Source organism: Leuconostoc gasicomitatum LMG 18811 (assembly GCF_000196855.1).
Classification (GTDB): Bacteria; Bacillota; Bacilli; order Lactobacillales; family Lactobacillaceae; genus Leuconostoc; species Leuconostoc gasicomitatum.
The window spans coordinates 1,907,006-1,929,718 of sequence record NC_014319.1; the positions used below are offsets into that span (position 1 = coordinate 1,907,006).

Sequence of the window (22,713 nt, forward strand, 5' to 3'; positions counted from 1 at the left end):
CAGGAAAACATTATGACAGAATTACTGCAAAAAATCCATCAACTTAATACTGCTGACATTGCTGCACCATTAGGATTTCACGGTGATGGTCAACATGTCGGTTTAAAACACAAATCAAAAGATCTTGGTTGGATTTACAGTGAGACACCTGCTGCTGTGGCGGGTGTCTTTACAACAAATCAAGTACAAGCAGCACCAGTTCAACTCAACAAAGTCACCATTAAAAATGGCGAATTACAAGCTATTATCGTGAACTCCGGCAATGCTAATGCTGTCACTGGCAACATTGGACTCGAACACGCAAAAATCATGCAAGAAACAACTGCAAAAGTTTTGAATATTGACGCTAGTTTAGTTGGTGTTGCTTCCACAGGCATTATCGGCCAAATTTTGCCTATTGATAAAGTTGTTGCCGGTATTCATCAACTCAACATTGATGGCGACACGAACGGCTTTGCTCACGCTATTATGACAACTGACACGCAGGAAAAGTCAATTACTATCCAAAGCAATATTGGTGGTCATCTTGTCACAATGAGTGGCGTTGCCAAAGGTTCTGGTATGATTCATCCAAATATGGCAACTATGCTTGGCTTTATAACAACAGATGTTAGTGTGACATCTGATTTACTACAACAGGCTTTATCTGACGACGTTGAAACCAGCTTTAATCAAATTACGATTGATGGTGACACAAGCACTAATGATATGGTGCTCGTTATGGCAAATGGACTGGCTGGGAATGCAACAATTACAACCGCCTCTGAGGACTACGATCACTTTAAAACCATGTTGCACACTGTAACAACAGCACTTGCCATTGACATTGCTAGTGACGGTGAAGGCGCCACAAAATTATTATCCGTGACAGTTAATAACGGCCACTCCGAATTAGATGCACGTATGGTAGCAAAAAAAGTCGTTGGTTCATCTCTTGTTAAGACAGCGATGTTTGGCAAAGATCCAAACTGGGGTCGTATTATCGCAGCCATTGGTGCCAGTGATGTGACTATTAATCCAAATATAATCGACATTGCGCTTAACGATATACCCGTTATGACAGCCGGCGCACCGGTTGAATTTAATCAGGAAGTGATGTCTCAATCACTAGAACAAAAAAATATTGCTATTGCTATTAATTTACACAATGGTGCAGCTCATGGTCAAGCATGGGGATCTGATTTAACTTATGAATACGTTAAAATCAATGCACTTTACACAACATGATTACCATGTAGGAGGATGACACATGACCAAAAAAATAGTTATTAAAATTGGCGGTACTGCTGCCGCTCAACTCACACCCGCCTTTTTTGAAACAATCAAAAACTGGCAAAAACAGCATGCCAAAATTGTCATAGTTCATGGTGGTGGTAACCATATCTCATCTTTGATGGCACAACTCAACGAACCAATTCAAAAAATTAATGGCATTCGTTTCACCACACAAAATGGTATTAATATCACTAAAATGGCTTTGTTGGGACAAGTGCAACCTGCACTTATTGAAGCGTTTCGTCAAAATGCGGTGTCAGCTATTGGTCTAAACGCCGGTAGCAACCAATTATTAACTGGTCATGTTTTGGATCAAGATGTTTATGGCTACGTTGGCGCTATTCATCAAGTCAATACACAACTCATTCATAATATGTGGCAACAACATCTAGTCCCTATTATTGCGCCATTAGCTATCTCAAATGATGGTCAGTGGCTCAATGTTAACGCTGATCATGCGGCTACTGCTATTGCCAAATACCTACAAGCTGACGAACTTTATTTATTAACTGATGTTTCCGGCGTTAAAGTCAGTGGCAACATTCTACAAGAATTAACACCAGAAAAAGCACTTGAGCTACAAACATCAAATATTATCACTGGTGGTATGATTCCTAAAATAAATAGTGCCCTTGATGCCGTTCAACGTGGTGTGCATAATGTTCATATCACAAATACCGTGACTCATCCCGGCACAATTGTCACACTGTAACGAAATTTTTAAGGAGAATAAAAATGCCTCTATTTCCAAACTATCATCGTGCACCAGTCACATTTGTATCAGCAAAAAACGCTACTTGGTTTGATGACCAAAATCAAGCCTATAGCGACTTATCAAGCGGTATTGGCGTCTATAATGTCGGCGCTAATAATCCTAAAGTTGTCGCTGCACTAACAAAACAAGCAGAAAAAATATGGCACGTACCTAATTTGTACCTGAATCCTTTACAAGAACAAGTTGCAGAAAAGCTTGGCGGTGACAGCTACACTGCTTACTTTGCCAATTCTGGCGCTGAATCCAACGAAGCTGCTATCAAGTTAGCACGCTTAGCAACTGGAAAATCGACCATCATTTCATTTTCAAATTCATTCCATGGCCGTACTTACGCCGCAATGGCTGCTACTGGACAAGATAGTATTCACGCCGGACTACCAATGCTTGCTGGTTTTGAATACGCAGTATTTAATGATATTAATAGTGTCAAAACACTCCTAACAGATGATATTGCTGCTATTATGCTGGAATTAGTTCAAGGTGAGGGTGGTGTCATTCCTGCCGAACCTGAATTTGTTAAAGCACTTGTCAAATTAGCCCATGATAATAATATTCTCATTCTAATTGATGAAGTTCAGACTGGTATGGGTCGTACAGGCACAAAATTCGCTTTTGAACATTACAATTTTGAACCGGATATTTTCACAAGTGCTAAAGGGTTAGCTAACGGTATCCCAGTAGGTGCAATGCTTGCCAAAAATGTATTAGCCCCCGCATTGGCCTATGGTACACATGGATCAACATTTGGTGGCAATCCCTTAGTTATGGCGTCAGCCAACGTGACCCTTGACGTCTTGGACAACCTATTACCTGAATTGCAGACAAAAATCACTATATTATGGCAAAAATTAGCTGAATTCAATCATTTAAATGTCGTAACCGATGTTCGTGGTCTTGGTATGATGGCTGGTATAGCTTTAACTATTCCTGTAAATGAAGTCGTTTCCGATTTATTAAATGAACAAATCATTGTCTTATCAGCTGGTCAGAACACCTTACGCTTATTGCCTCCGCTGACCATTCCAACGGAACAATTGTTAGAATCACTTGATAAAATTAAAAAATATCTTTCTGAAAAATAAGTGTTGACATTTATTTTTAATCTTGATATACTTTAGTAGTTGTTTAAACAACTCATTGCTCCATAGTTCAGCGGTAGAATAGCACACTGTTAATGTGATGGTCCCTGGTTCGATCCCAGGTGGAGCAGTCTCAAAAAGAAACATCATCAAATTGAAGAAAACCCGATAACTTGGACAGCATAAAAATCTGTTCAGAAAGTTATCGGGTTTTCTTATGTCAAAATATTCAAATGAATTTAAACTCATGGTTGTCTAGTCAAAATAAATATGAAATTACTGGTTCTGCTAAATATTTTTGAGATAAACCGTTATACATTTCAGAACTAAATGGTACTTTGATAGCACCAAAAGTTAGAGGTGTTGTTGCATTAACCATAACTCATTTGCCATCACAATCATTACGTACTCACTTAACATCACGACCACCTGCAAAAAATGCTGGTAAAATAATTTCATCAACAATAGCAACAACATCTTGTGAAACTAATTCGTGAATTAAAATGCCATGATAACGTAAAATTTCAAATAACAACAACCTCACACGTTCACTTGGCGTATGCTGTAATTCATCTCGTTGAATAGCATGACTCACAAACCCGTTTACTAAGGCTAAATCCGACCGATAAGCTTGCATCATAATGCGTCGCGCAGTTGGTGAACCTAAGCTGAATTCCGTGGCAGCGGCGTGAATAAATTCGTCATTCATATGTGAACCATGAGACTGAAAAAATTCACCTATAGCAATTAAATCTCCACGTAAACTCCCCGTATCAATCACAACTGTGTCCCAATTATGTTGCATGTTTTGTTGTGCAATGGCATCATGCACTAATTCAAATACTGTATCCCAACGACGATATAAAACACTACGACTTGTTTTAGCTTCGCGCGCGATTTGCGCAAAAGTCGTTTTATCGTAGCCATCACGCTCTAAAATATTAAGTGTCACGTTATAAATTGTTGTCTCGAGGTTGTCCCCGCGTCTTCTAGTTTCTGTCATAACTCTAGTTTAACATATTTAAGATACGCATTGCACCTTGTGGTCCTTAAAAAAGTTGACCAGTTTAGATACACAACGTATCATAATTTAAGTACACGATGTACTTAAAAAAGGAGTTATCTATGTTAGATAAAAAACAAAACAAAGTCCCACAAGATCTTATGACAATGGCATGGATTCTTGTGTTAGGCTCCCTTGCACCTATGCTTGATGGCACAATGGTAAACATTGCTATTCCACACTTCGTCACAACATTTCATAGCACTTTAGCCCACGTTCAGTGGATTGCAAGTGCATATTTACTCACAATGGGTATTGCGATTCCTTTTTCTGGTTGGTTATTAAATCGGTTTGATGGCCGTTTAGCTTATTTTTGGGCCCAAGTCATTTTTCTGGTCGGTTCAATCATTGCATCACTATCACCAAATTTAAATTGGTTAATTGTTGCACGTATTATACAAGGATTCGGTGCAGGATTATTAATTCCAATGCTGACGACTTTGCTAGTACAACAGGCTGGTCCTTATTTTCGGAAACTCATGATTGTTGTTGGGTTACCTATGATGTTAGGTCCAATTTTCGGTCCAATTATTGGTGGCCTTATTATGAACTCTGCTTCTTGGGAATGGATTTTCTTGGTCAACGTACCAGTCAGCCTGTTAGCTATTATTGACATTTTTTGGAAGTTACCACACATGCCAGCTCAAAACACCAGCAAACCATTTGATTTAGTTGGTACCTTATTGATGGGCGGTTTTGTGACAGCTTTAATTTATGCTGTTGTTAAGGCAGATAAGACACTTTGGAATGGCGAAACTAAACCTTTTATTATATTGGGTATTGCTTTGCTCATTTTATATCTGATTTGGGCCTATATTCGTAAAGAAACCGCCGTTTTACCTTTACATTTGTTTAAATTCCATTCATATGTCGGTGCCACAGTTGGCTTGATTTTAGCATCCATCATCATGAACGGTACATCTCTATTGTTGACGACCTACTTTCAATCAGCACGTGGATTTAGTGCCCTAAATGCCTCATATGCATTGATTCCACAGGGTATTGGTATGTTCTTGGCACGTCCTTTAACGGGTAAATTAATGGATAAATTGGGCGTACGCAATTTGGTATTCGGTAGTCTTATCTTAGTTGTTGCAGGATTAGTTGCTTTGACACAAGTTGATGAAACAACCAGCATGTGGCTGATTAGTGTTATTCTCTTTATTAGTGGTGTTGGCATCAACACGGTTTTTGTACCATTGATGACTGACGCCTACACGGGGATGCCTAAACAAGATGTCCCAGAAGCTACCATTGGTACTCGTATTTTCCAAAATGTTGGTGGCGCATATGGCACATCGTTAGTTTCTATGGTTGTTTCTAACAAGTTTACCCAGTTGTTGACACAACAACAAACTGCATTAACTTCGCACCCAAATTTGGCACAACATTTATATTCTACGGCTTTGTCAAACGGTTTTACCTGGTTAGCATGGCTTGCCTTCGCAATTGTGTTACCTTGTTTATTATTAAGTGGTAAGGAAGCTAAGTAACAGGACAGGTCTACTTATAGAAATCTATCGCTAACCACGATTTGACATGGCCTAGTATATCAACAATACTAAGATATTAAACTGTAATAAAAAAGGCCGCAGTATATTTGAAGTGAACCCAATAACTTGGACAGAATAAAATATCCAGAAAATGCAACCCATTTGACCAGAAACCTATCTGCCTAGAATTTAAGACCGGCCATTTACCATTGTTTGTTAATTACTATGCCAAATTGCAGAATTATCGGCGACATATTGATGAGGTTTTCTTTTTTATATTTACTACCAACAAAAAAGTCGATTAAAGTATATCTTAATCGACTTTTTACAACTGACCTACTTGATTGCATAATGTACTGCTGCTGCACCTAGATTAAAACGTGAAATAGTCACTTTTTGAAATCCTATTTTCAGCAATGTTTGCCCTAAAGTCAAGTAATCCATAAAGTTTTCAGTTGTTTCATCCAAGTATTTATACTCTATATATTTTCCTTTAGCAAAGACTTTGCCAAATATTGGCATCACTTTACCAAAATAGAGTTGCCAAAATGGTTTCACAAGTGGATTATCGGGTTGAGAGGTTTCCAAAATAACAAGCTGTCCACCCGATTTTAGTACACGATACATTTCCTGCAATCCGCGCACTGGATCAGGCAAATTACGTAGTCCAAAGCCAATTGTCACAATATCAAACGTATCATCTTCAAATGGTAATGCCATCGCATCCCCTTGAATCAAGGTAATTTTATTAGAGAAATCACTGACATCAACTTTTTTCTGCCCAATTGCAAGCATTTCCTCACTAAAATCAAGCCCTGTAACATCTGCCGTAGTATCACTTTTTTCTGCCAATGCGATTGCCCAATCGGCTGTCCCCGTTGCCAAATCAATGATATGCGCCCCTACAGGAAAAGTCATTTTAGTCATCACCCTTTGGCGCCATAGTTTATGGGTCCCAAAAGAGATAATGTTATTCATTTTGTCATACTCAGGGGCAATTTTATTAAAAAGCGCCTGAACATCAGTATTTTTTGGTGATTGTGTCATAATTTTAGTACGTGAAACGTTAACTCACGTATTTCTCCTATTATTAATATTATTTCAATTCTTTTAATTCAGATAACACAGCTACAAAACGATGACGCTGAGTTTTACCACTCGCTGTATGGTACCATGTTTCAGCGATGTAAAAGTGTTTTGGTACTTTATAATGCGCTAAGTTATCACGTCCATATTGACGTAACTTATCCATCGACAAATTCACACCGGTAACAACAGCAACAGGAATCGATCCCCACAGTTGATCTGGTACCCCAACAACAACCATGTTATCTAATCCAGGCATTTTAGCGTAGGTGGCTTCAATTTCATCCGGAAAAATATTTTCACCACCAGAGCTAATCATATCGCCGGCACGACCTTGAACATATAAAAAACCATCGGCATCAAAATAACCAAAATCTTCGGTGTTAAACCAACCAGATTGCATATTTTTAGTTAACTTAGCTGGCTGATTAAGATACCCAACTGTCAAAGTTGGTGATTTAATCCAAATGTTGCCTTTTTGAGCCGATTTCCCAAATTGATCCCTTATTTCAATAGAAACTGGAAATAATGGTTTCCCAACTGAACCCAACTTATCATGAATATCAGTTGGATCAAGTGCCACTATCTGAGAAGCAGTTTCTGTCATGCCGTAGGATTGAATAATTGGCAAATGATGTGCCTGTGCTTGCTGCAAAGTCAGTTTATCCGTTGGGCCACCGCCTAACAACATTGCCCGAAATTTATCATTATAGTTCACATTTTTTGGCAGTTCCGCTAACAATTGTTTCAACATGACTGGTACAACAGACATTGTCGTAATTGAATCTTGAATTAATAACTTATTAATTTTCGACGCATCAAATTTTTCTACAAGCATGACTCGCATACCGTATATCAGACTGCGCATTAGAATAGAAAAACCACTGATATGAAAAATAGGCACCACAGCCAGCCATGTATCTTCTGCCGTCAAGCCAAGATTTAAAGCATTGCCCACCGCCGACATAAAATGATTATGATAGGTTTGCATGACACCTTTTGGGTTATTTGTAGTACCCGAAGTGTACATGACACTTGTCACAAAATCTTCTGGGTACTCAGCGACCGGTATTGCCGCGCTACTTTCCGGTAACTCAGAAAACTTAATTTGCTGCGTAACCGTCAACTTTTTATCGTAGTTATCATCTGTCAACACTACCGTAACTGATGCATCAGCCAACTGATAATTCACTTCCCTAGCTGATAGTCGTCGATTAATAAATACAATTGTTTTCCCGAGCTGTTGCAATGCCATAATAACAAGGTAACCCTGTATACTATTCCTCATAATCAGTGCCACACGCTCATTTTTATCTCGCAACGCAGCAATTTTCCCAGCAATATTTGCTGCTTCACTTGCTACTTGGTCAAATGTCATTTGCTTTTTGCCGTCGGCAACTGCCACACGGTTTGGCGTTAATCGCGCACGCTTTGTCAACCAATTTTCCATGTCAAAACCTCTTAATAACTATATTACCATATCATTTACAACGAGATAGCGCTTGCTTTTATAAGTCTACAAATGTAAACTATAGATATGATAAAAACAAATAAAAACATGACCACCAGTGAGTGGGAAATTATGCGTGTTATTTGGACACTTGGAGAGGCAACAAGTCGACAAATTATACGTGTTATGCGCCTTAAAACAGACTGGTCACCATCAACGATCAAAACGCTCATCACTCGGTTGACAAATAAAAGTTATTTAATTGATAATGGCGCTGTTCGTGATCGGCTTTATAAACCAACCATCACTGAGCAAGATGCTATGACAAACACCCTTCATCAGACCATTAACTCGATGTGCGCGATGTGTGTGGGAGATGCTATAACAAATGCCATTGCTTCAACACCTTTATCGCGATATGATATTTTGCGCTTACAAGATACTTTATCGCAAAAACTGAGTACTGCACCTGAAACTGTGGCGTGTAATTGCATGCCTAATAACTGGGAGGATGAACAATGAAAATGACTGAACATAGCCATCACAATATGGCCAACATGCCTATGACTGAAAATATGGCTGATCATGATATGTCACAGCACCACATGCATATGGCTGCTGACCCTGGTATGTCTAATATGGATATGACTGACATGAAACGCCGCTTTTGGTGGTCTTTTGGTTTAATGATCCCAATCATTCTCATCACACCTTTCATGGGTTTATCTTTACCATTCACACTAATTTTTCCTGGCAGTAATTGGGTCACAGCTATACTCTCTGTGCTCCTTTATTTTATTGGTTCAAAGCCATTTTTTGATGGTGCCAAAAGTGAAATTAAAGCCAAAAAACCAGCAATGATGAGCCTTGTTAGCATGGGACTACTAGTTACGTTTTGGTATTCAATCTATGCTTTACTAGCCAATCAATTCGTTCATGGTACTCATATCATGGATTTTTTCTGGGAATTTGCTACCTTAACGGTCATTATGCTATTAGGTCATCGTATTGAAATGGCAGCAACCATGAAAGCTGGTGATGCCACAGATAAATTACGAGCATTAATGCCAAATAGTGCCCATGTCAGGCATGGCGATATGATAATGGATATGCCGCTTCATACATTGAAACCTGGCATGATTGTCCAAGTATTAGCAGGAGAAGCATTTCCAGCAGATGGTGTCGTAATCACAGGTCACAGTCAAGTTGATGAATCTCTTATGACTGGTGAAAGTCAACTCATTGATAAGTCTGAAAATAGTCCTGTTGTCGGTGGCACAATTAATGGCAATGGCTCGTTAGATTTGAGATTAACTCAAGTTGGTAACAATTCTTTTGTAGGTCAATTGCAGGGTGTCCTAGCAACATCACAAGATCAAAAATCACGTGTTGAAACACTGGCCGATCGTGTCGCCAGCTACCTTTTCTGGTTAGCTTTAATTTTTGCTTTAGTTGCCTTAATTGTTTGGACCAGTCTACGTGGCTTGAGCGCTGCTATTAATATTGCCGTCACTGTCCTCGTGATTGCCTGTCCACACGCACTTGGCTTAGCTGTGCCATTAGTTATTCAACGTACAAAATCAGTAGCCGCCGCACAGGGCATTTTAATTAAAAATCGTAAGGCATTAACCACCGCAAATCATTTACAATTTGCTTTGATGGACAAAACAGGGACGTTGACAACCGGAAAATTTAGCGTCAATCGTATTATCACTTATGGTTTAGATGAAACACAAGCCGTTGCTATTATGTCAGCGCTAGATTCGCAGTCAACTCATCCACTCGCACAATCAATTACAGCATATAGTCATCAAATTCAGGCCCCTCAGTTACAAGCCGAAGATGTCATAAACCTTGCTGGTTATGGTGTTTCTGGTATGGTCAATAATACACATTATTTGTTAGTATCTGAACGTTTTTTATCTGAAAAGCATATATTATTCACACCATTACATGACGAGGGTTCAATTTCATATTTATTAAAACATGATCAAGTTGTTGCAGCCATTTCACAAGGTGATACTGTTAGAGACACAGCATCTGAATTCGTAAAGCATCTTGTTCAACTAGGTATCACGCCTGTTCTTGTCACTGGTGATAACATAAAAGCGGCACAAGATGTTGCTGCACAATTAGATATCGACGCTATTCACGCCCAAGTCTCGCCTCAAGAGAAAATTGCCCTAGTCATTAAATACCAACAACTAGGTGATGTTATGATGATTGGTGATGGCATAAATGACGCCCCTGCACTTGCGCAAGCAAACTTGTCGATAGCTATCGGAGCTGGCACGCAAGTCGCACAAGCTGCAGCTGATGCTGTACTGATTGCTAATCAGTTACCAAAAATTATTGATTTTCTACAACTCATTAAACGCGCTCATACAAAACAAATTCAAAACTTATGGTGGGGGGCCGGATATAATATTATCGCTATTCCTTTAGCTGCGGGTGTTTTAGCTGCCATGGGTGTAATGCTCAATCCAATGATTGGTGCCATTGTGATGTCACTTTCAACGATTATTGTGACACTTAATGCGATGACGCTTAAAGCGTCACAAAACCAAAAATAATACCTCCCGTAAGTATAACAAAAGAAACCATATAATTAGTTTCCATTTAAAGGCATTCAAATCAACAATGTAAGCGTTTTCTCTAATAATTTTATCATTTTTAATGATAGGAAGTTACTAGCTAAACTCACACTTAATAATATAAAGTATTTAACTTCGCTTAAGTTTCTGTCACAATTTAACTGTTGTTTAATGTAAAAGTGTATAATAGAATGTATTGGTAATTTTACATAACTTAAGGAGAACATACTCATGCGTAAGTATATCGCAGAATTCCTCGGCACTTTCATATTGGTGTTCGTCGGAACTGGTAGCGTTGTTTATTCAGCTGCTACAGCATCTTCACCATTAACAATTGCATTGGCCTTTGGATTAGCCCTCGCAGTTGCAATCTATGCCTTTGGCAATATTTCAGGCGGACACTTCAACCCAGCTGTCTCATTGTCAATGGCTATACAAAAGCGTTTAACATGGATTGAATTCATTGGTTATGTTATCGCCCAGTTACTTGGTGCCATTGTAGCCTCAGCTGCCGTTTACGGCGGTATATCAGCCTACCTAAAATCACCAACAGTCGTACAAGCTTTGTCTGGTCAAAAAATGTCAGTGTCACAATTTGTGAACCTTGCCGGCTTAGGTCAAACAAACTTTGCTGATGGCCAAACGTTAACAGCTTTTGTATTTGAATTAGTTTTGACATTCCTATTCATTTTAGTTATTTCAATTGTTACAAAATTGGCTAACGTACCAGCCCCAATCATTATTGGACTGTGGTTATCAGCTTTGCTTATCGTCGCATTACCAATCACTGGTGGTGCCTTTAACCCTGCTCGTGCCCTATCACCAGCTATCTTTGTTCAAGGAAAAGCCTTAGGTCATGTTTGGGTATATATCGTCGCTAACTTACTTGGTGGCGTTTTGGCAGCATATGCCGCTAACTTTTTCAACAAAGAAGTTAAAGAAGTTGCCTAATTTAATATAATAAAAAATCATCTCATCATATGTGAGATGATTTTTTATTGTATTGAAAGTTGCCGTGGAAAATCTGGTGGTACTGGTACACTAACCATTTTTGTGTCCCCACTAAATGGTATCGTGAGTTCAATTGATGTTGCATGCAACATCATACGTACGGTTCCCATTGCACTGCCATATAATGAATCACCAATGATTGGATGTCCAATAGCTGCAAGATGAACACGAATTTGATGCATACGACCCGTTTCTAATTGTACACGTAACAGCGTTTTTTGAAATACCATATGTATCTGCGTCCAATGTGTTATTGCTAGTTGTTCATCAATGCCATTGACCATACGTTTTCGATCATCATCCAAATCGACACCAATCGGCGCATTAATTGTCCCGGAATTACCAGTCATTTTACCATTAACCCATGCCAAGTAAGTACGTTTAATGTCTTTGTCAGCCAACATTCGGTTTAATATTGGGACAACAACAGGGTTTTTAGCTACAATGACGGCTCCGGATGTCTCCCGGTCAAGACGATGAACCATATACGGCCTTGCCACAACGCCAGCACTGACGAGATGTCTCTCACTGAAATCAGCAGCCAAGTAATTTAATAAGGTATCATTTTCTGTTAGTGTATGTGGATGCATTTTCATACCCGCAGGTTTATTTACAACAACAAAATCTTCTGATTCAAAAACGATTCCAACACGTTGCATACCATTTGGCGGATAATGTGATTCACTCGTTCGAAAATCTTCCTGATCAAACCGTAAAGTTAATTTATCGTTGACTTGCAGTTCATAACTAGTGGGTACTTCGTTACCATTGACTAAATAGTTTTTTTTAATTCGTAACGCACCGCGGATCCGTTGTGGTAACAACCACATTTTCAATGTTTGTTTAACAGACTGCCCCGCGTTTTGGTTAGTTATTGTAAATTGATGGACCCAAGTCGTTGCCATAACTGATGCTCCTTAAATGACATACCATTTTCACTTTTTTGACTGTGCATTTTTATCAGACACACTCACAAGTTTATACTTGACTTTCCCCCCGTCAATAGAAGCATAAAGTAATTGCGTCTCATCCTCGTCAAAAAAACCAAGATTAACAACAAACTCATCTTCATACTTTTCGAAGCCTTGAAAGGCTTTTTTTATAATATGCTGCATAACTGATACAGTTTCAAGTTGATCATTAGCCGATAAAACAGCTTCATGTAATGATTCACCATCGTCAAGATGTTGTTTGATGATTGACACCTTAATGTAAGCTCGAAACCCATATAAGCGTGTTTCTTGACAATCATCCCGTTCAATTGACGTAACATAACCCTGCTTTTCCCAATAACGTAATTGCCGGGTAGACACATTTGTCATACGGGCTAATTCGCCAATTCGAAATTGAAGATTATCAAATGACGGTTTTTTAAATTTTCTAAAGTGTGTAGGGATCGATTCTGAACTCATGCGTACGCGCCTCTATGCATTATTATATTCTTGTTAACTTAGTTGTCAAATTTTTAGTTAAATAATGTTTCCCATTGTGATAATATAGGCGTAATTTTAAAACTTTCTACACGCTGTAGACTCTTCTCAGAATACGCCTGACGTACTTCTTCGTCAAGAAGAACAGGTTCAATTGCTGTATACAAAGCTGCCACATCAGCAGTAGGTGTCAAAATACCGTAATCTCCTTCGCGCAACACTTCAGCTGACCCTGTGTTTCTCATGGCAGCAACTGGTAATCCAAAACTCATAGCTTCAACTAAGACTAATGGTAGCCCTTCCCAGCGCGAAGTTTGTACAAATAGGCTCGCATTTTGATAATGTGCCCTTAAATCATCATCTTTCAACGCTCCGCGGTAAATAATTTTATCTGTCGCTTGGTAGGTTGCCACCAATTGTTTAAATGCTAACATATCTTCAGGTGATCCACTGCCAGCAATTGCTAATTGCCAGTCTTCAGGTAATTTTGAAGCTAGTTGAACGGCAAAATCAATCCCTTTATGTTGAATAGCTATTCGAGCTGTAAAAGCAATAGTATGCTTTGCTAAATTAGCATGTCCATTGGGCGTAATAGTCAATGGATTCCAAATTTTAACTGTTTTATTATATACTGAAAATCCTGCCAAATCAGATTCCGTTAGTGCAACAATCACATCTAACGCACGTAAACCCGCATCAAACTCCTGCCGCATGGCTGCATAATACTGCGTTTGATACGTATGAACATTATTATGCATCCAACCGATTAGCTTTGTATTTGGTAAACTTAACTGTGCCGCAAAGCTGGATAACAATCCGCCAGCTAAAATAACAACATCAAAATGACTAGCAACTGCTTCAAACTCTTTAATTTGTCGATCAAAACGTTGAAATGGCTGCGCATCATTATCAAATATCCGAGGCGTTTTCCCGACGATAAGTGGTGCTTCTAAATCATAAAAAGGTTCAGTATCTGAAAAGCTATAATATGTGACCGAGTGTCGTGTGCTCAATGCATTCCCAACTACTGTTGTGGCGCGTTTCATGCCACCTAATCCAATATTTTCTAACGCAATCAAAATTTCCATCCTAATATACCTCCAAATGACATTTAATCTATTGTAACAAAAAATGCCAACTTGCGGGCAGCTCTGTTAGCAGCAACCCTAAGTTGGCAAATCATCACTATTCTATCTGACTCCAGTCATCTGCATTGCGTGGTAACAAGCGTGTCGAATCAGTTTTTTCGTCATTTGCTTCCGGTGCATCTGTTACATATTTGCTTAATGTTGATTGATTCCCGTTTTTAGCAAATAAACTAGTTGATGCTTTCCCTAAAACAACGTTTTGTTTCTTTAGACGGCTAATTGTTGCACGTTTACTGTAATCAAATTGACTCACTTCAACTTCTTTAAACCCTTTTGGTTTATAAAAACGTAATAAGTTTTTCTGATTAAGGTTATCTGACATTGCTAATTTTTCATTGACACCCGATTGAATACGATCGAATGTTTTCTGTAATTTGGGACTAGGATTTGTAATGATTTCATTTGTCTTCACGTCCCAATAACGATCAGATAAGCTCGCATAATCGCTTGTTATCCAATCTTTATTACGAAATGCAACAACATCTGAGTGCTGTTTACTCAACAAATCTTGCCCAAACTGTATATAACGTTGTGTGCTAACACCTAACAAATGTTCAACTGTTGGCGCAACATCGATTTCACCACCATATTGATGGTCAATATATCCTTTTTTCATACCCGGTATATGCACCATAAAGGGCACACGCTGTAAGTTGGCATTATCTAAGTCATTCCATTCATTCTCGTTTTTTCCTAAAATTGGCGCCAAATACTTGGCATCTGTATTAGAAATACCATAATGATCCCCATATAAAACAACCATCGTCTTATCGTACAAGCCAGAAGCTTTAAGATAATTAAAGAATTCTTTCACCGATTGATCTAAATAATGGTTAGTCACAAAATAATTATCCACTATTTTCGAGCCACTATTAGTCGTAACAAAATTTGGATCACGATCTTCCCTGTCTAACGTATATGGTGTATGGTTAGTCACAGTCAGGTATTTTACGTAAAATGGCTGCTGCAAATTTTCTAAATAGGGCACTGATTCCTTAAATAATAATTTGTCTTTCAGTCCCCACGTTGTTGCCTTTTGACCAGTCACATCAAAATAATCACCAGAAACCCAGTTTTGATAGCCCATATGTTTATAGACATTATTACGATTCCAAAAAGTCCCCAAATTACCATGAAATACCGCACTGGAGTAACCATCTCGTTGGCCTAGAATTGCCGGCATTGCTTGGAATGTTTGATCATTGCCTAGTTTGGAGAATAACGATCCTTGTGGTAACCCAAAAGTAGAGGTTTCCAACATATTTTCAGCATCCGACGTTTTCCCTTGGCCAACCTCATGAAAAAAATTATCAAACGCAATAGTACTATTACTATGATAAATACTATTTAAAAATGGTGTCACCTCTTGACCATTAATCTTACGGTCAATTGACATTTGCTGGAAACTTTCCAGATGGATGACAATCACATTTTTCCCTTTTGCTTTGCCATAAAATTCTGGATTGATATTAGCATAATGTTTCTGAATATAATTCTTAACTTGCGTAAATTCTTCTGGTGTGGCGCTTTTACGTACTTGTCCTGTTTGATACGTGTTAATGCCATCATAAATCATAAATGGCCCAAGTCCGAGATATTTAACCATGTATTCTCGATCAAATTGTCTCGTTAAAAGCTGTGGTCGATCAATGTCTGCCACCAAAAGATTAGTCGTTAAAACAAAAAATCCAATTGTCAAAATTTTAAATGGTTTAAAACGAGGTAATACTTCATTATCAAAACGTATTTTACGTGCTAAAAATAAAGCAATTAGTATGACAATGTCAATCCAAAACAAAAAATCATGCATCCCAAAAGCTATAGCTCCCGCAGCTTTTCCACCCTGATTAACTGTATTATAGCCAAGCATTGTATTAACTGACATGAAATCTGAAAACTCTCTAAAGTAAATAACATTGAGATATAGTAACAATGTCATCACTGCGTCAAGTACAATGAGTGCACCATAATACAATTGCTTAGGTTTGATAAAAAGCGTCAGACTAAACAGCAAAATGGTAAATCCTACCGGATTTAGCAACATGAGTACGACTTGAATTGGATCTTGCACATGTAACCACTCAAAATCAGCACCATAAGCTAAAATTGTCTTCAATGTTAAGGTTACAATGACCCATGTAAAGATTCCCAGCCGTGTGTTTAATTGACGTATCCAATTTTTTGGTGAAAGAACGTTACTGTAGAAACGCTTCAAAGTTTTTTTTACTCGGTTTTCCATAAATTCCATTATACCAATATCCTATACACCTTGTGTTAAATCTTGTTATAATATTTAATATGACAATAGAAATTAAACATCAATTAGGGCTTGGCGTAATCCATGATGATGCCCTCAATATAAGAACCACTGTTTTCGTTGGTGAACAGGGTGTATCACTCGCTGATGAGATGAACAACCCACTAACAGAGAAAAAAGCCCTACATATCGTTGCTTACGTTAATGACCAACCCGCAGCCACTGCACGTGTCATAGAAGAAAACACAGGCGTTTGGCATGTCCAACGTGTCGCAACATTATATGACATGCGTGGTCAAGGATTGGGTTCACAACTATTTGATTACATTGAAAGTCTTGCCCCTATTTACCATATTCATACGCTAGACCTTGGTGCTCAAATACAAGCTAGAAAATTTTACGATCAATTAAATTTCCACACATATGGTTCTGAATTTTTTGAAGCAGGCATAGCTCATATCGGTATGAAAAAAGAATTGAAGTAATTCAATTCTTTTTTTCGTAAGCTACTTCTACTTGAATTTTGTATGCTCTTTCAGTATTAGTTAATTCTGAACGTGTTGCAGTATGACCAACACCGCCAGCAACTAGCACTGCAGATAGCGCCAAACGATAATTATTCAGTGCCTGTTTCGTTGGTGTCATACCTACCATGACTAACGTTCCGAGGTCATGAGCTTGCAGTTGATTGACACCACCTACAATCTTAGTTGCGTCATCTCCAACCACCATATCAAAATATGGTAATAGTGTGCCTGGATGGTTAGCAAACACAACATCTCGTTGCGCAATAATTTGTCGCTGTGCCTGCTCTCCAAGATGGCCATAATCATGACTCATTAGACCTAACTGATCTAACTCTATTGCTAATAATGTGATATTTTCTTGTTGCACTATGTCGCTTTCAACCACACCAGTCATAATATTTTGACGTTGATATATACCATTGGCTGGTACCATCGTGGACTGTTTAGATGTTTCCTCATCCACATGTGGTCCACCAAGTATTTTTTCAATATGTGGTGAAACATCCCATTTAAAAGTAGATTTTGTAAAATAATATATTATATTTAGCACCACAAAATAAAACAAAAAAACAAAAAAAGCAGCTATCAATGATCCCCGTAACCAACGACCGTTTGCAAAAAAGCGATAGGCTAAATAAACTAAGTACCAGACACCGACAGCACTGACTGCGGTATAAATGCGCCCTTTTATCTTGGAGCTGGTTGTAAAATAACCTAAATAATGATTAATTAGATCAAGAATTGTAAACATTATTGGCCTCCCCCCGGAACATTATTTGCACGCGAGCTTGCTTCAGACGTTGATACTGATGGCGTACTAGACTCTGATACCGAACTTGAAGAACTGGCAGGTACGTCACTACTTGTTGCCCTTGGTGCTGTGCTGCTACTATTGGCAGAGGTATTCGCTGTACTACTTGTCGGCTGCTTAGCAGATTCATCTTCTTTTCCAGAAGGTTCATCATTACTACTAGATGTTGTTTTACTAGTGGTCAAATCTGAATTACTACTTGACGTAGACGATGACGGGCTTATACTACTTTGACGTGGTGCAGTTTGTCCACCTTCACTTGTTCCCGTTGCAACATTGACAGCTATATTCCCCGCACTGATAGCAACTATAAGTGATACAATAGCCGATGGTGTTAAAAAAGGTGGCGTTCTATATTTTTTAGACATTGTTTTCCCCAAATGATGTTAGATCTAGTAAAGTTGATACAACTTTCATCACTCTATTCTACCTTTTTCAGTAATGAGTTGCACCAATTTATCCCTATATGCAACGAAAACCCGCAACTGCTTGCGGGCGGACATGTTTTATAAAATATTTTAGGGAGATTTTATGTTTTGGGAGATTGAGATTGGAGAGAAGTCCGTTGATTCGTTGTTTGATATCAACACGAGTTGATGTATATAATATAATTGACTCAAATTAAATGGAGATTAAACGATGACACACTACAAAACTTATTTCATTGACCTCGATGGCACCATATACCAAGGTAAAACTAAGTATCCTTCAGGTAGGCGTTTTATTGAACGTTTACGCGACGCCCAAATCCCTTATCTATTTGTCACAAACAACTCAACCAAGAATCCAATTGATGTGGCGAACAATTTAACAATCAACCATGATATTCCCACATCACCCGATCAAGTGTACACAAGTGCTATGGCAACTGCTGATTATTTGTCACTACACATGCCCTTAAGCACTAAAATTTATGTTATTGGTGAAATTGGCTTAATCGAGGCATTGACTGCTGCGGGCTTCACAATTGTGACCGATACGTCTGCAAACGCTGTAGTCGTTGGTTTAGACCACCATGTCACTTATCAAAAATTAGCAATAGCAACCGAAGCAATTCAATCTGGTGCTAAATTCATTGCGACCAACGTTGATACAAATTTACCAACAGAACATGGTTTAATGCCTGGTGCTGGTGCAATAATAGCTGCTGTCCAAACAGCTACACAGACAGATCCGTTAGTTATTGCAAAGCCCGAATCCCCAATTATGACTGGCGCGCTACAACGTATGTCAGTCAAAAAAGCAGATGTTATTATGGTTGGTGATAATTACAACACGGATATTTTAGCAGGTATCAACAATAATATTGACACATTGCTAGTTTATTCTGGCGTGTCAACACCTGACCAGATTACACAAGTACTTAAAAAACCAACTCACGAAGTCCAGTCTCTAGACGATTGGATAATATAAAAAAATGGCTTGTTTCACGTGAAACAAGCCATTTTTATATTAAGCTAATTGATTAATTTCTTCTATTTTATTCTTATTAGGTCTGTAAAATAACAAATATAAGATAGCAGATACAACTGGAATAACAGCTGCAATATAATACAAATCACGGAATGGTAATTGCCCATGAAGCGCACCAAAGATGTATGGACCAACACCTAATCCTAAATCTAAACCGATAAAATAGGTTGACAAGGCAATACCAATACGATGGCTCGTTACTAACTTCAATGTAACAGCCTGTCCGTTTGACATAAATGTGCCATATCCCAAGCCAATAAATGCACCTGACAATAACAACATCCAAGCACTATTTGTCATACCAAGTATTATCAAACCAATTGTCAAACATATATAACTTGGATACATCACGTAATTCTCACCAAATCGATCAAATATGCGCCCAGACATTGGCCGTGTTAATGTCACTATGCCTGCATACACGACGAAGAAAAACGAGCTAATTGAAACAAGATTCAAAGTTTCTGCATACGATGCCAAAAATGACAATACACTTGAATAAGACAAGCCCATCAAAAATCCAATGAATGCAATCAGCAAAACCTTGTATTCAATAAAACTAGATATTTTCCATGATTTTAATTCATTTTTGTGTTCATCTGTTAACTTAACATTATTAATTTGAATTGCGAACAATGCAAACATAGAAATAGCAATCAAAACAACCGACATAATCACAATGAAATGGAATCCTGTCGCATGAAACAATAACAAACCAATGAACGGTCCAATAGCTGCTGCTAAACTCGTACTCAAGCCGTAGTAATTAATTCCTTCACCTTTACGTCGATCTGGAATAAACTCGGTTACAATGGCATTCAATGCTGTTGAAGTCATGCCATATGCAAATCCGTTTAATAAACGCACAATATCCAGCGCACCGATTGATGGAACGGCTAGATAAGCAATAGTCGTAATAAGGTAAAATATAACACCCCAACGCGCTACACGTTTACGCCCAATTAATTCGAGTTCCTTACCCATAATTAACCTTGCAACCAACGTACCAATAATATAAATACCTGATGCTAATCCTGCTTGACCAAACGACGCATGTAGCTCATTGTGGGCCATGACAGCTATGATTACCATCATCAAATAATAGACAAGATACACAATAAAATTAATAATTGTGATTATAATAAAACCTTTGTTAAATAATTTTTCTTCCATGAGTCATCCTTCGATATTCACCAACACAACAGTTATTGTTGTAAAGCTATGTTGGTGAAGGTGATAATCGAAAAACAGTTTTCGTGCTATCCATTTTCAGAAACCTTCGTTCAATTTTACACCGTACGCTTGCATGAAAACATTGTAAACGGAAATCAGTTATTTTTAGAATACCACTTTTTCACAATCTTCGCAAAATTTTTTTAATCTTCTTAGAAACTTGTCAATTAACTTGACAATATAACCTTTTGTTCAATAATATAAATTGCCTTACTTAGTGAAATGTGATTTTTTCATGAAAGCAATAAGAAATATTTCATTGCTTTAGAAAAATTAAGCTCAGTGACATCAAGTAAAAAAAGCAAAAAAAGTGAATGACTGCTGCCAGTCACTCACTTATCTATGGGCCATCCAGGACTCGAACCTGGGACCTCTGCGTTATCAACACAGCGCTCTAACCAACTGAGCTAATAGCCCTTATCTCTTTTATGCCCAGCTGTGCATAAAAGCGAATGACGGGAATCGAACCCGCATAGCCAGCTTGGAAGGCTGGAATTCTACCATTGAACTACATTCGCATCGCTTTTCCCTGATGCCCCTACTGGCACATCTATGGCGCTGGACGGAGTCGAACCGCCGACACTACGAGCTTCAATCGTATGCTCTACCAACTGAGCTACAGCGCCATCTTAGCATGTCGTCCACACTAAACGGTCACAGCGGGGCTCGAACCCGCGATCTCCTGCGTGACAGGCAGGCGTCCTAACCAACTGGACCATGCGACCAATTGCGGGAGCAGGATTTGAACCTGCGACCTTCGGGTTATGGGCCCGACGAGCTACCAGACTGCTCCATCCCGCGATAATAGTATTCAGGTATCGCTACCTAAGGAGAATGTGGGATTCGAACCCACGCGCCGATTTCTCGACCTGACGGTTTTCAAGACCGTTCCCTTCAGCCAGACTTGGGTAATTCTCCATCATCTGTGTTGCAATACAGTATAGCCCTACATGGACCTTGTTGGACTCGAACCAACGACCGGACGGTTATGAGCCGTCTGCTCTAACCAACTGAGCTAAAGGTCCTATATCGATCCTATCGCGGCAGGGGGGATCGAACCCTCGACCTCCCGGGTATGAACCGGACGCTCTAGCCAGCTGAGCTACACCGCGATCTTCTTTGACAATTCCTTGTCAATCGGGACGACAGGATTCGAACCTGCGACCCCCTGGTCCCAAACCAGGTGCTCTACCAAGCTGAGCTACGTCCCGATAAGTTCTTTGCGGCCTCTGCCCCTTTAAACTTAAAAAAAGAGTTTGAATTACTTCAACCTCTATGCACCTAGCAGGAGTCGAACCTGCAACCTCCTGATTCGTAGTCAGACGCTCTATCCAATTGCGCTATAGGTGCATATATGCCGACGACCGGGATCGAACCGGTACGATATCTCTATCGCAGGATTTTAAGTCCTGTGCGTCTGCCTATTCCGCCACGTCGGCATATAAGCGGAAGACGGGATTCGAACCCGCGACCCCCACCATGGCAAGGTGATGTTCTACCACTGAACTACTTCCGCATGGATCATGCCGACTAAAGGACTCGAACCTTCGACCCCCGCTTTACAAGAGCGGTGCTCTACCAACTGAGCTAAGTCGGCAGCGCTTTATCCCGACGTGCCACGGTTTTGTTTCCTTGGCTTTCGCCAATGGACGCTACAGGGATCGAACCTGTGACCCCCTGCTTGTAAGGCAGGTGCTCTCCCAGCTGAGCTAAGCGTCCCTATGGAGAGGAAGGGATTCGAACCCTCGAAACAATTCCTTGCTTACATAGTTTCCAACCATGCTCCTTCGGCCAGACTCGGACACCTCTCCGATTCTTCCACTCTCTCACTATCTTCTTACTTCATAAACCAAAAGTACCCTTCTCAGAGTACTCTCTATGTACGGCACCGCATCTTCCTATCCTCGCAGCCAGCGATCCGGCAACTACTTTCGGCGTGATAGAGCTTAACTTCTGTGTTCGGAATGGGAACAGGTGTGTCCTCTATGCTATCAATACGACACCTTTG

General features: G+C 39.3%; 19 protein-coding genes, 16 tRNA genes and 1 rRNA gene. 10 read left to right on the forward strand and 26 right to left on the reverse strand.

Features of this window, described 5'->3' with window-relative positions; genetic code table 11:
* Nucleotides 1-12 precede the first annotated feature (12 nt).
* From argJ to LEGAS_RS09450, 4 genes are all read left to right on the forward strand, one after another.
* Entirely contained in the window at nt 13-1,227 is a 1,215-nt protein-coding gene (gene argJ / locus LEGAS_RS09435; protein WP_013232067.1) for a bifunctional glutamate N-acetyltransferase/amino-acid acetyltransferase ArgJ, read from the forward strand.
* Between the two features lie 22 nt (nt 1,228-1,249).
* Complete coding sequence (gene argB / locus LEGAS_RS09440; protein WP_010388970.1) at nt 1,250-1,987, forward strand: acetylglutamate kinase; 738 nt, start codon at nt 1,250-1,252, stop codon at nt 1,985-1,987.
* 23 nt (nt 1,988-2,010) lie between these two features.
* Nucleotides 2,011-3,132: an aspartate aminotransferase family protein gene (locus LEGAS_RS09445; RefSeq protein ID WP_013232068.1), complete on the forward strand. Its 1,122-nt coding sequence runs from the start codon at nt 2,011-2,013 to the stop codon at nt 3,130-3,132.
* Nucleotides 3,133-3,188: 56 nt separating this feature from the next.
* A tRNA-Asn gene (locus LEGAS_RS09450) sits at nt 3,189-3,260 on the forward strand.
* Between the two features lie 278 nt (nt 3,261-3,538).
* On the opposite strand, the gene LEGAS_RS09455 is transcribed toward LEGAS_RS09450, so the two are convergent.
* Nucleotides 3,539-4,132, reverse strand: a complete 594-nt coding sequence (locus LEGAS_RS09455) for a TetR/AcrR family transcriptional regulator (protein WP_013232069.1) — start codon at nt 4,130-4,132, stop codon at nt 3,539-3,541.
* A gap of 122 nt (nt 4,133-4,254) precedes the next feature.
* Between LEGAS_RS09455 and LEGAS_RS09460 the strand changes: the two genes are divergently transcribed.
* The gene (locus tag LEGAS_RS09460; protein ID WP_010389505.1) at nt 4,255-5,685 is read left to right on the forward strand and encodes an MDR family MFS transporter; all 1,431 of its coding nucleotides are present in this window, start codon (nt 4,255-4,257) and stop codon (nt 5,683-5,685) included.
* A gap of 336 nt (nt 5,686-6,021) precedes the next feature.
* Here the strand turns inward: LEGAS_RS09460 and ubiE are convergent, their stop codons facing one another.
* On the reverse strand, nt 6,022-6,732 hold the full coding sequence (gene ubiE / locus LEGAS_RS09465) for a bifunctional demethylmenaquinone methyltransferase/2-methoxy-6-polyprenyl-1,4-benzoquinol methylase UbiE (protein ID WP_010389502.1): 711 nt from the start codon (nt 6,730-6,732) through the stop codon (nt 6,022-6,024).
* A gap of 49 nt (nt 6,733-6,781) precedes the next feature.
* Nucleotides 6,782-8,221, reverse strand: a complete 1,440-nt coding sequence (locus LEGAS_RS09470; RefSeq protein ID WP_013232070.1) for an o-succinylbenzoate--CoA ligase — start codon at nt 8,219-8,221, stop codon at nt 6,782-6,784.
* 87 nt (nt 8,222-8,308) lie between these two features.
* Here LEGAS_RS09470 and LEGAS_RS09475 point away from each other — a divergent pair, with 87 nt between their 5' ends.
* The 3 genes from LEGAS_RS09475 (at nt 8,309) to LEGAS_RS09485 (ending at nt 11,766) form a co-directional block, all read left to right on the forward strand.
* The gene (locus LEGAS_RS09475) at nt 8,309-8,743 is read left to right on the forward strand and encodes a CopY/TcrY family copper transport repressor (protein WP_010389500.1); all 435 of its coding nucleotides are present in this window, start codon (nt 8,309-8,311) and stop codon (nt 8,741-8,743) included.
* Nucleotides 8,740-10,794 (forward strand): copper-translocating P-type ATPase, encoded by a 2,055-nt coding sequence (locus LEGAS_RS09480; RefSeq protein WP_013232071.1) that lies wholly within the window; start codon nt 8,740-8,742, stop codon nt 10,792-10,794. The genes LEGAS_RS09475 and LEGAS_RS09480 overlap by 4 nt, the downstream gene beginning before the upstream one ends.
* Before the next feature lie 252 nt (nt 10,795-11,046).
* Nucleotides 11,047-11,766, forward strand: coding sequence for an MIP/aquaporin family protein (locus LEGAS_RS09485; protein WP_010383286.1), 720 nt, complete (start codon nt 11,047-11,049; stop codon nt 11,764-11,766).
* A 44-nt stretch (nt 11,767-11,810) separates the two neighbouring features.
* Here LEGAS_RS09485 and LEGAS_RS09490 read toward each other — a convergent pair whose 3' ends face one another.
* From LEGAS_RS09490 to LEGAS_RS09505, 4 genes are all read right to left on the reverse strand, one after another.
* Nucleotides 11,811-12,731, reverse strand: coding sequence for an RluA family pseudouridine synthase (locus LEGAS_RS09490; RefSeq protein WP_013232072.1), 921 nt, complete (start codon nt 12,729-12,731; stop codon nt 11,811-11,813).
* A gap of 30 nt (nt 12,732-12,761) precedes the next feature.
* Nucleotides 12,762-13,238, reverse strand: coding sequence for a MerR family transcriptional regulator (locus LEGAS_RS09495; RefSeq protein ID WP_010388617.1), 477 nt, complete (start codon nt 13,236-13,238; stop codon nt 12,762-12,764).
* A gap of 53 nt (nt 13,239-13,291) precedes the next feature.
* Entirely contained in the window at nt 13,292-14,344 is a 1,053-nt protein-coding gene (locus LEGAS_RS09500) for a glycosyltransferase (protein WP_010388619.1), read from the reverse strand.
* A gap of 97 nt (nt 14,345-14,441) precedes the next feature.
* Nucleotides 14,442-16,652 (reverse strand): LTA synthase family protein, encoded by a 2,211-nt coding sequence (locus LEGAS_RS09505; protein WP_013232073.1) that lies wholly within the window; start codon nt 16,650-16,652, stop codon nt 14,442-14,444.
* Nucleotides 16,653-16,702: 50 nt separating this feature from the next.
* Here LEGAS_RS09505 and LEGAS_RS09510 point away from each other — a divergent pair, with 50 nt between their 5' ends.
* Nucleotides 16,703-17,146, forward strand: a complete 444-nt coding sequence (locus LEGAS_RS09510; protein ID WP_010388620.1) for a GNAT family N-acetyltransferase — start codon at nt 16,703-16,705, stop codon at nt 17,144-17,146.
* Nucleotide 17,147: 1 nt separating this feature from the next.
* Here the strand turns inward: LEGAS_RS09510 and LEGAS_RS09515 are convergent, their stop codons facing one another.
* Both LEGAS_RS09515 and LEGAS_RS09520 read right to left on the reverse strand, forming a co-directional pair.
* Nucleotides 17,148-17,939 carry a DUF6681 family protein gene (locus LEGAS_RS09515; protein WP_013232074.1) on the reverse strand — a complete coding sequence of 264 codons (792 nt, stop codon included), beginning with the start codon at nt 17,937-17,939 and terminating at the stop codon, nt 17,148-17,150.
* Entirely contained in the window at nt 17,939-18,367 is a 429-nt protein-coding gene (locus LEGAS_RS09520; RefSeq protein WP_010387608.1) for a hypothetical protein, read from the reverse strand. Before LEGAS_RS09520 ends, LEGAS_RS09515 begins: the two co-directional genes overlap by 1 nt.
* Before the next feature lie 271 nt (nt 18,368-18,638).
* Here LEGAS_RS09520 and LEGAS_RS09525 point away from each other — a divergent pair, with 271 nt between their 5' ends.
* Entirely contained in the window at nt 18,639-19,412 is a 774-nt protein-coding gene (locus LEGAS_RS09525) for a TIGR01457 family HAD-type hydrolase (RefSeq protein WP_010387609.1), read from the forward strand.
* A 39-nt stretch (nt 19,413-19,451) separates the two neighbouring features.
* Here the strand turns inward: LEGAS_RS09525 and LEGAS_RS09530 are convergent, their stop codons facing one another.
* The 17 genes from LEGAS_RS09530 to rrf form a co-directional block, all read right to left on the reverse strand.
* Nucleotides 19,452-20,645, reverse strand: coding sequence for an MFS transporter (locus LEGAS_RS09530; protein ID WP_010387612.1), 1,194 nt, complete (start codon nt 20,643-20,645; stop codon nt 19,452-19,454).
* A 403-nt stretch (nt 20,646-21,048) separates the two neighbouring features.
* Nucleotides 21,049-21,122: transfer RNA gene (locus LEGAS_RS09535), tRNA-Ile, on the reverse strand.
* Nucleotides 21,123-21,152: 30 nt separating this feature from the next.
* Nucleotides 21,153-21,223 (reverse strand) — tRNA-Gly (locus LEGAS_RS09540).
* 35 nt (nt 21,224-21,258) lie between these two features.
* Nucleotides 21,259-21,331, reverse strand: a tRNA-Phe gene (locus tag LEGAS_RS09545).
* Nucleotides 21,332-21,356: 25 nt separating this feature from the next.
* Nucleotides 21,357-21,430 (reverse strand) — tRNA-Asp (locus tag LEGAS_RS09550).
* Between the two features lie 2 nt (nt 21,431-21,432).
* A tRNA-Met gene (locus LEGAS_RS09555) sits at nt 21,433-21,506 on the reverse strand.
* Between the two features lie 27 nt (nt 21,507-21,533).
* A tRNA-Ser gene (locus tag LEGAS_RS09560) sits at nt 21,534-21,623 on the reverse strand.
* Between the two features lie 33 nt (nt 21,624-21,656).
* Nucleotides 21,657-21,730: transfer RNA gene (locus LEGAS_RS09565), tRNA-Ile, on the reverse strand.
* A gap of 13 nt (nt 21,731-21,743) precedes the next feature.
* Nucleotides 21,744-21,817 (reverse strand) — tRNA-Met (locus tag LEGAS_RS09570).
* Nucleotides 21,818-21,842: 25 nt separating this feature from the next.
* Nucleotides 21,843-21,916 (reverse strand) — tRNA-Pro (locus LEGAS_RS09575).
* A 65-nt stretch (nt 21,917-21,981) separates the two neighbouring features.
* Nucleotides 21,982-22,055 (reverse strand) — tRNA-Arg (locus LEGAS_RS09580).
* A 5-nt stretch (nt 22,056-22,060) separates the two neighbouring features.
* Nucleotides 22,061-22,144: transfer RNA gene (locus tag LEGAS_RS09585), tRNA-Leu, on the reverse strand.
* A 5-nt stretch (nt 22,145-22,149) separates the two neighbouring features.
* A tRNA-Gly gene (locus tag LEGAS_RS09590) sits at nt 22,150-22,221 on the reverse strand.
* An 8-nt stretch (nt 22,222-22,229) separates the two neighbouring features.
* A tRNA-Thr gene (locus LEGAS_RS09595) sits at nt 22,230-22,302 on the reverse strand.
* A gap of 49 nt (nt 22,303-22,351) precedes the next feature.
* Nucleotides 22,352-22,424 (reverse strand) — tRNA-Val (locus tag LEGAS_RS09600).
* Between the two features lie 3 nt (nt 22,425-22,427).
* A tRNA-Ser gene (locus LEGAS_RS09605) sits at nt 22,428-22,516 on the reverse strand.
* Nucleotides 22,517-22,590: 74 nt separating this feature from the next.
* Nucleotides 22,591-22,707 (reverse strand): 5S ribosomal RNA (gene rrf / locus LEGAS_RS09610).
* Nucleotides 22,708-22,713 lie beyond the last annotated feature (6 nt).

Excerpts from the sequence above, each read along its gene's own strand:
- argJ (WP_013232067.1), top strand. The coding sequence starts at position 13 with ATGACAGAATTACTGCAAAAAATCCATCAACTTAATACTGCTGACATT.
- argB (WP_010388970.1), top strand. The coding sequence starts at position 1,250 with ATGACCAAAAAAATAGTTATTAAAATTGGCGGTACTGCTGCCGCTCAA.
- LEGAS_RS09445 (WP_013232068.1), top strand. The coding sequence starts at position 2,011 with ATGCCTCTATTTCCAAACTATCATCGTGCACCAGTCACATTTGTATCA.
- LEGAS_RS09455 (WP_013232069.1), bottom strand. The coding sequence starts at position 4,132 with ATGACAGAAACTAGAAGACGCGGGGACAACCTCGAGACAACAATTTAT.
- LEGAS_RS09460 (WP_010389505.1), top strand. The coding sequence starts at position 4,255 with ATGTTAGATAAAAAACAAAACAAAGTCCCACAAGATCTTATGACAATG.
- ubiE (WP_010389502.1), bottom strand. The coding sequence starts at position 6,732 with ATGACACAATCACCAAAAAATACTGATGTTCAGGCGCTTTTTAATAAA.
- LEGAS_RS09470 (WP_013232070.1), bottom strand. The coding sequence starts at position 8,221 with ATGGAAAATTGGTTGACAAAGCGTGCGCGATTAACGCCAAACCGTGTG.
- LEGAS_RS09475 (WP_010389500.1), top strand. The coding sequence starts at position 8,309 with ATGATAAAAACAAATAAAAACATGACCACCAGTGAGTGGGAAATTATG.
- LEGAS_RS09480 (WP_013232071.1), top strand. The coding sequence starts at position 8,740 with ATGAAAATGACTGAACATAGCCATCACAATATGGCCAACATGCCTATG.
- LEGAS_RS09485 (WP_010383286.1), top strand. The coding sequence starts at position 11,047 with ATGCGTAAGTATATCGCAGAATTCCTCGGCACTTTCATATTGGTGTTC.
- LEGAS_RS09490 (WP_013232072.1), bottom strand. The coding sequence starts at position 12,731 with ATGGCAACGACTTGGGTCCATCAATTTACAATAACTAACCAAAACGCG.
- LEGAS_RS09495 (WP_010388617.1), bottom strand. The coding sequence starts at position 13,238 with ATGAGTTCAGAATCGATCCCTACACACTTTAGAAAATTTAAAAAACCG.
- LEGAS_RS09500 (WP_010388619.1), bottom strand. The coding sequence starts at position 14,344 with ATGGAAATTTTGATTGCGTTAGAAAATATTGGATTAGGTGGCATGAAA.
- LEGAS_RS09505 (WP_013232073.1), bottom strand. The coding sequence starts at position 16,652 with ATGGAATTTATGGAAAACCGAGTAAAAAAAACTTTGAAGCGTTTCTAC.
- LEGAS_RS09510 (WP_010388620.1), top strand. The coding sequence starts at position 16,703 with ATGACAATAGAAATTAAACATCAATTAGGGCTTGGCGTAATCCATGAT.
- LEGAS_RS09515 (WP_013232074.1), bottom strand. The coding sequence starts at position 17,939 with ATGTTTACAATTCTTGATCTAATTAATCATTATTTAGGTTATTTTACA.
- LEGAS_RS09520 (WP_010387608.1), bottom strand. The coding sequence starts at position 18,367 with ATGTCTAAAAAATATAGAACGCCACCTTTTTTAACACCATCGGCTATT.
- LEGAS_RS09525 (WP_010387609.1), top strand. The coding sequence starts at position 18,639 with ATGACACACTACAAAACTTATTTCATTGACCTCGATGGCACCATATAC.
- LEGAS_RS09530 (WP_010387612.1), bottom strand. The coding sequence starts at position 20,645 with ATGGAAGAAAAATTATTTAACAAAGGTTTTATTATAATCACAATTATT.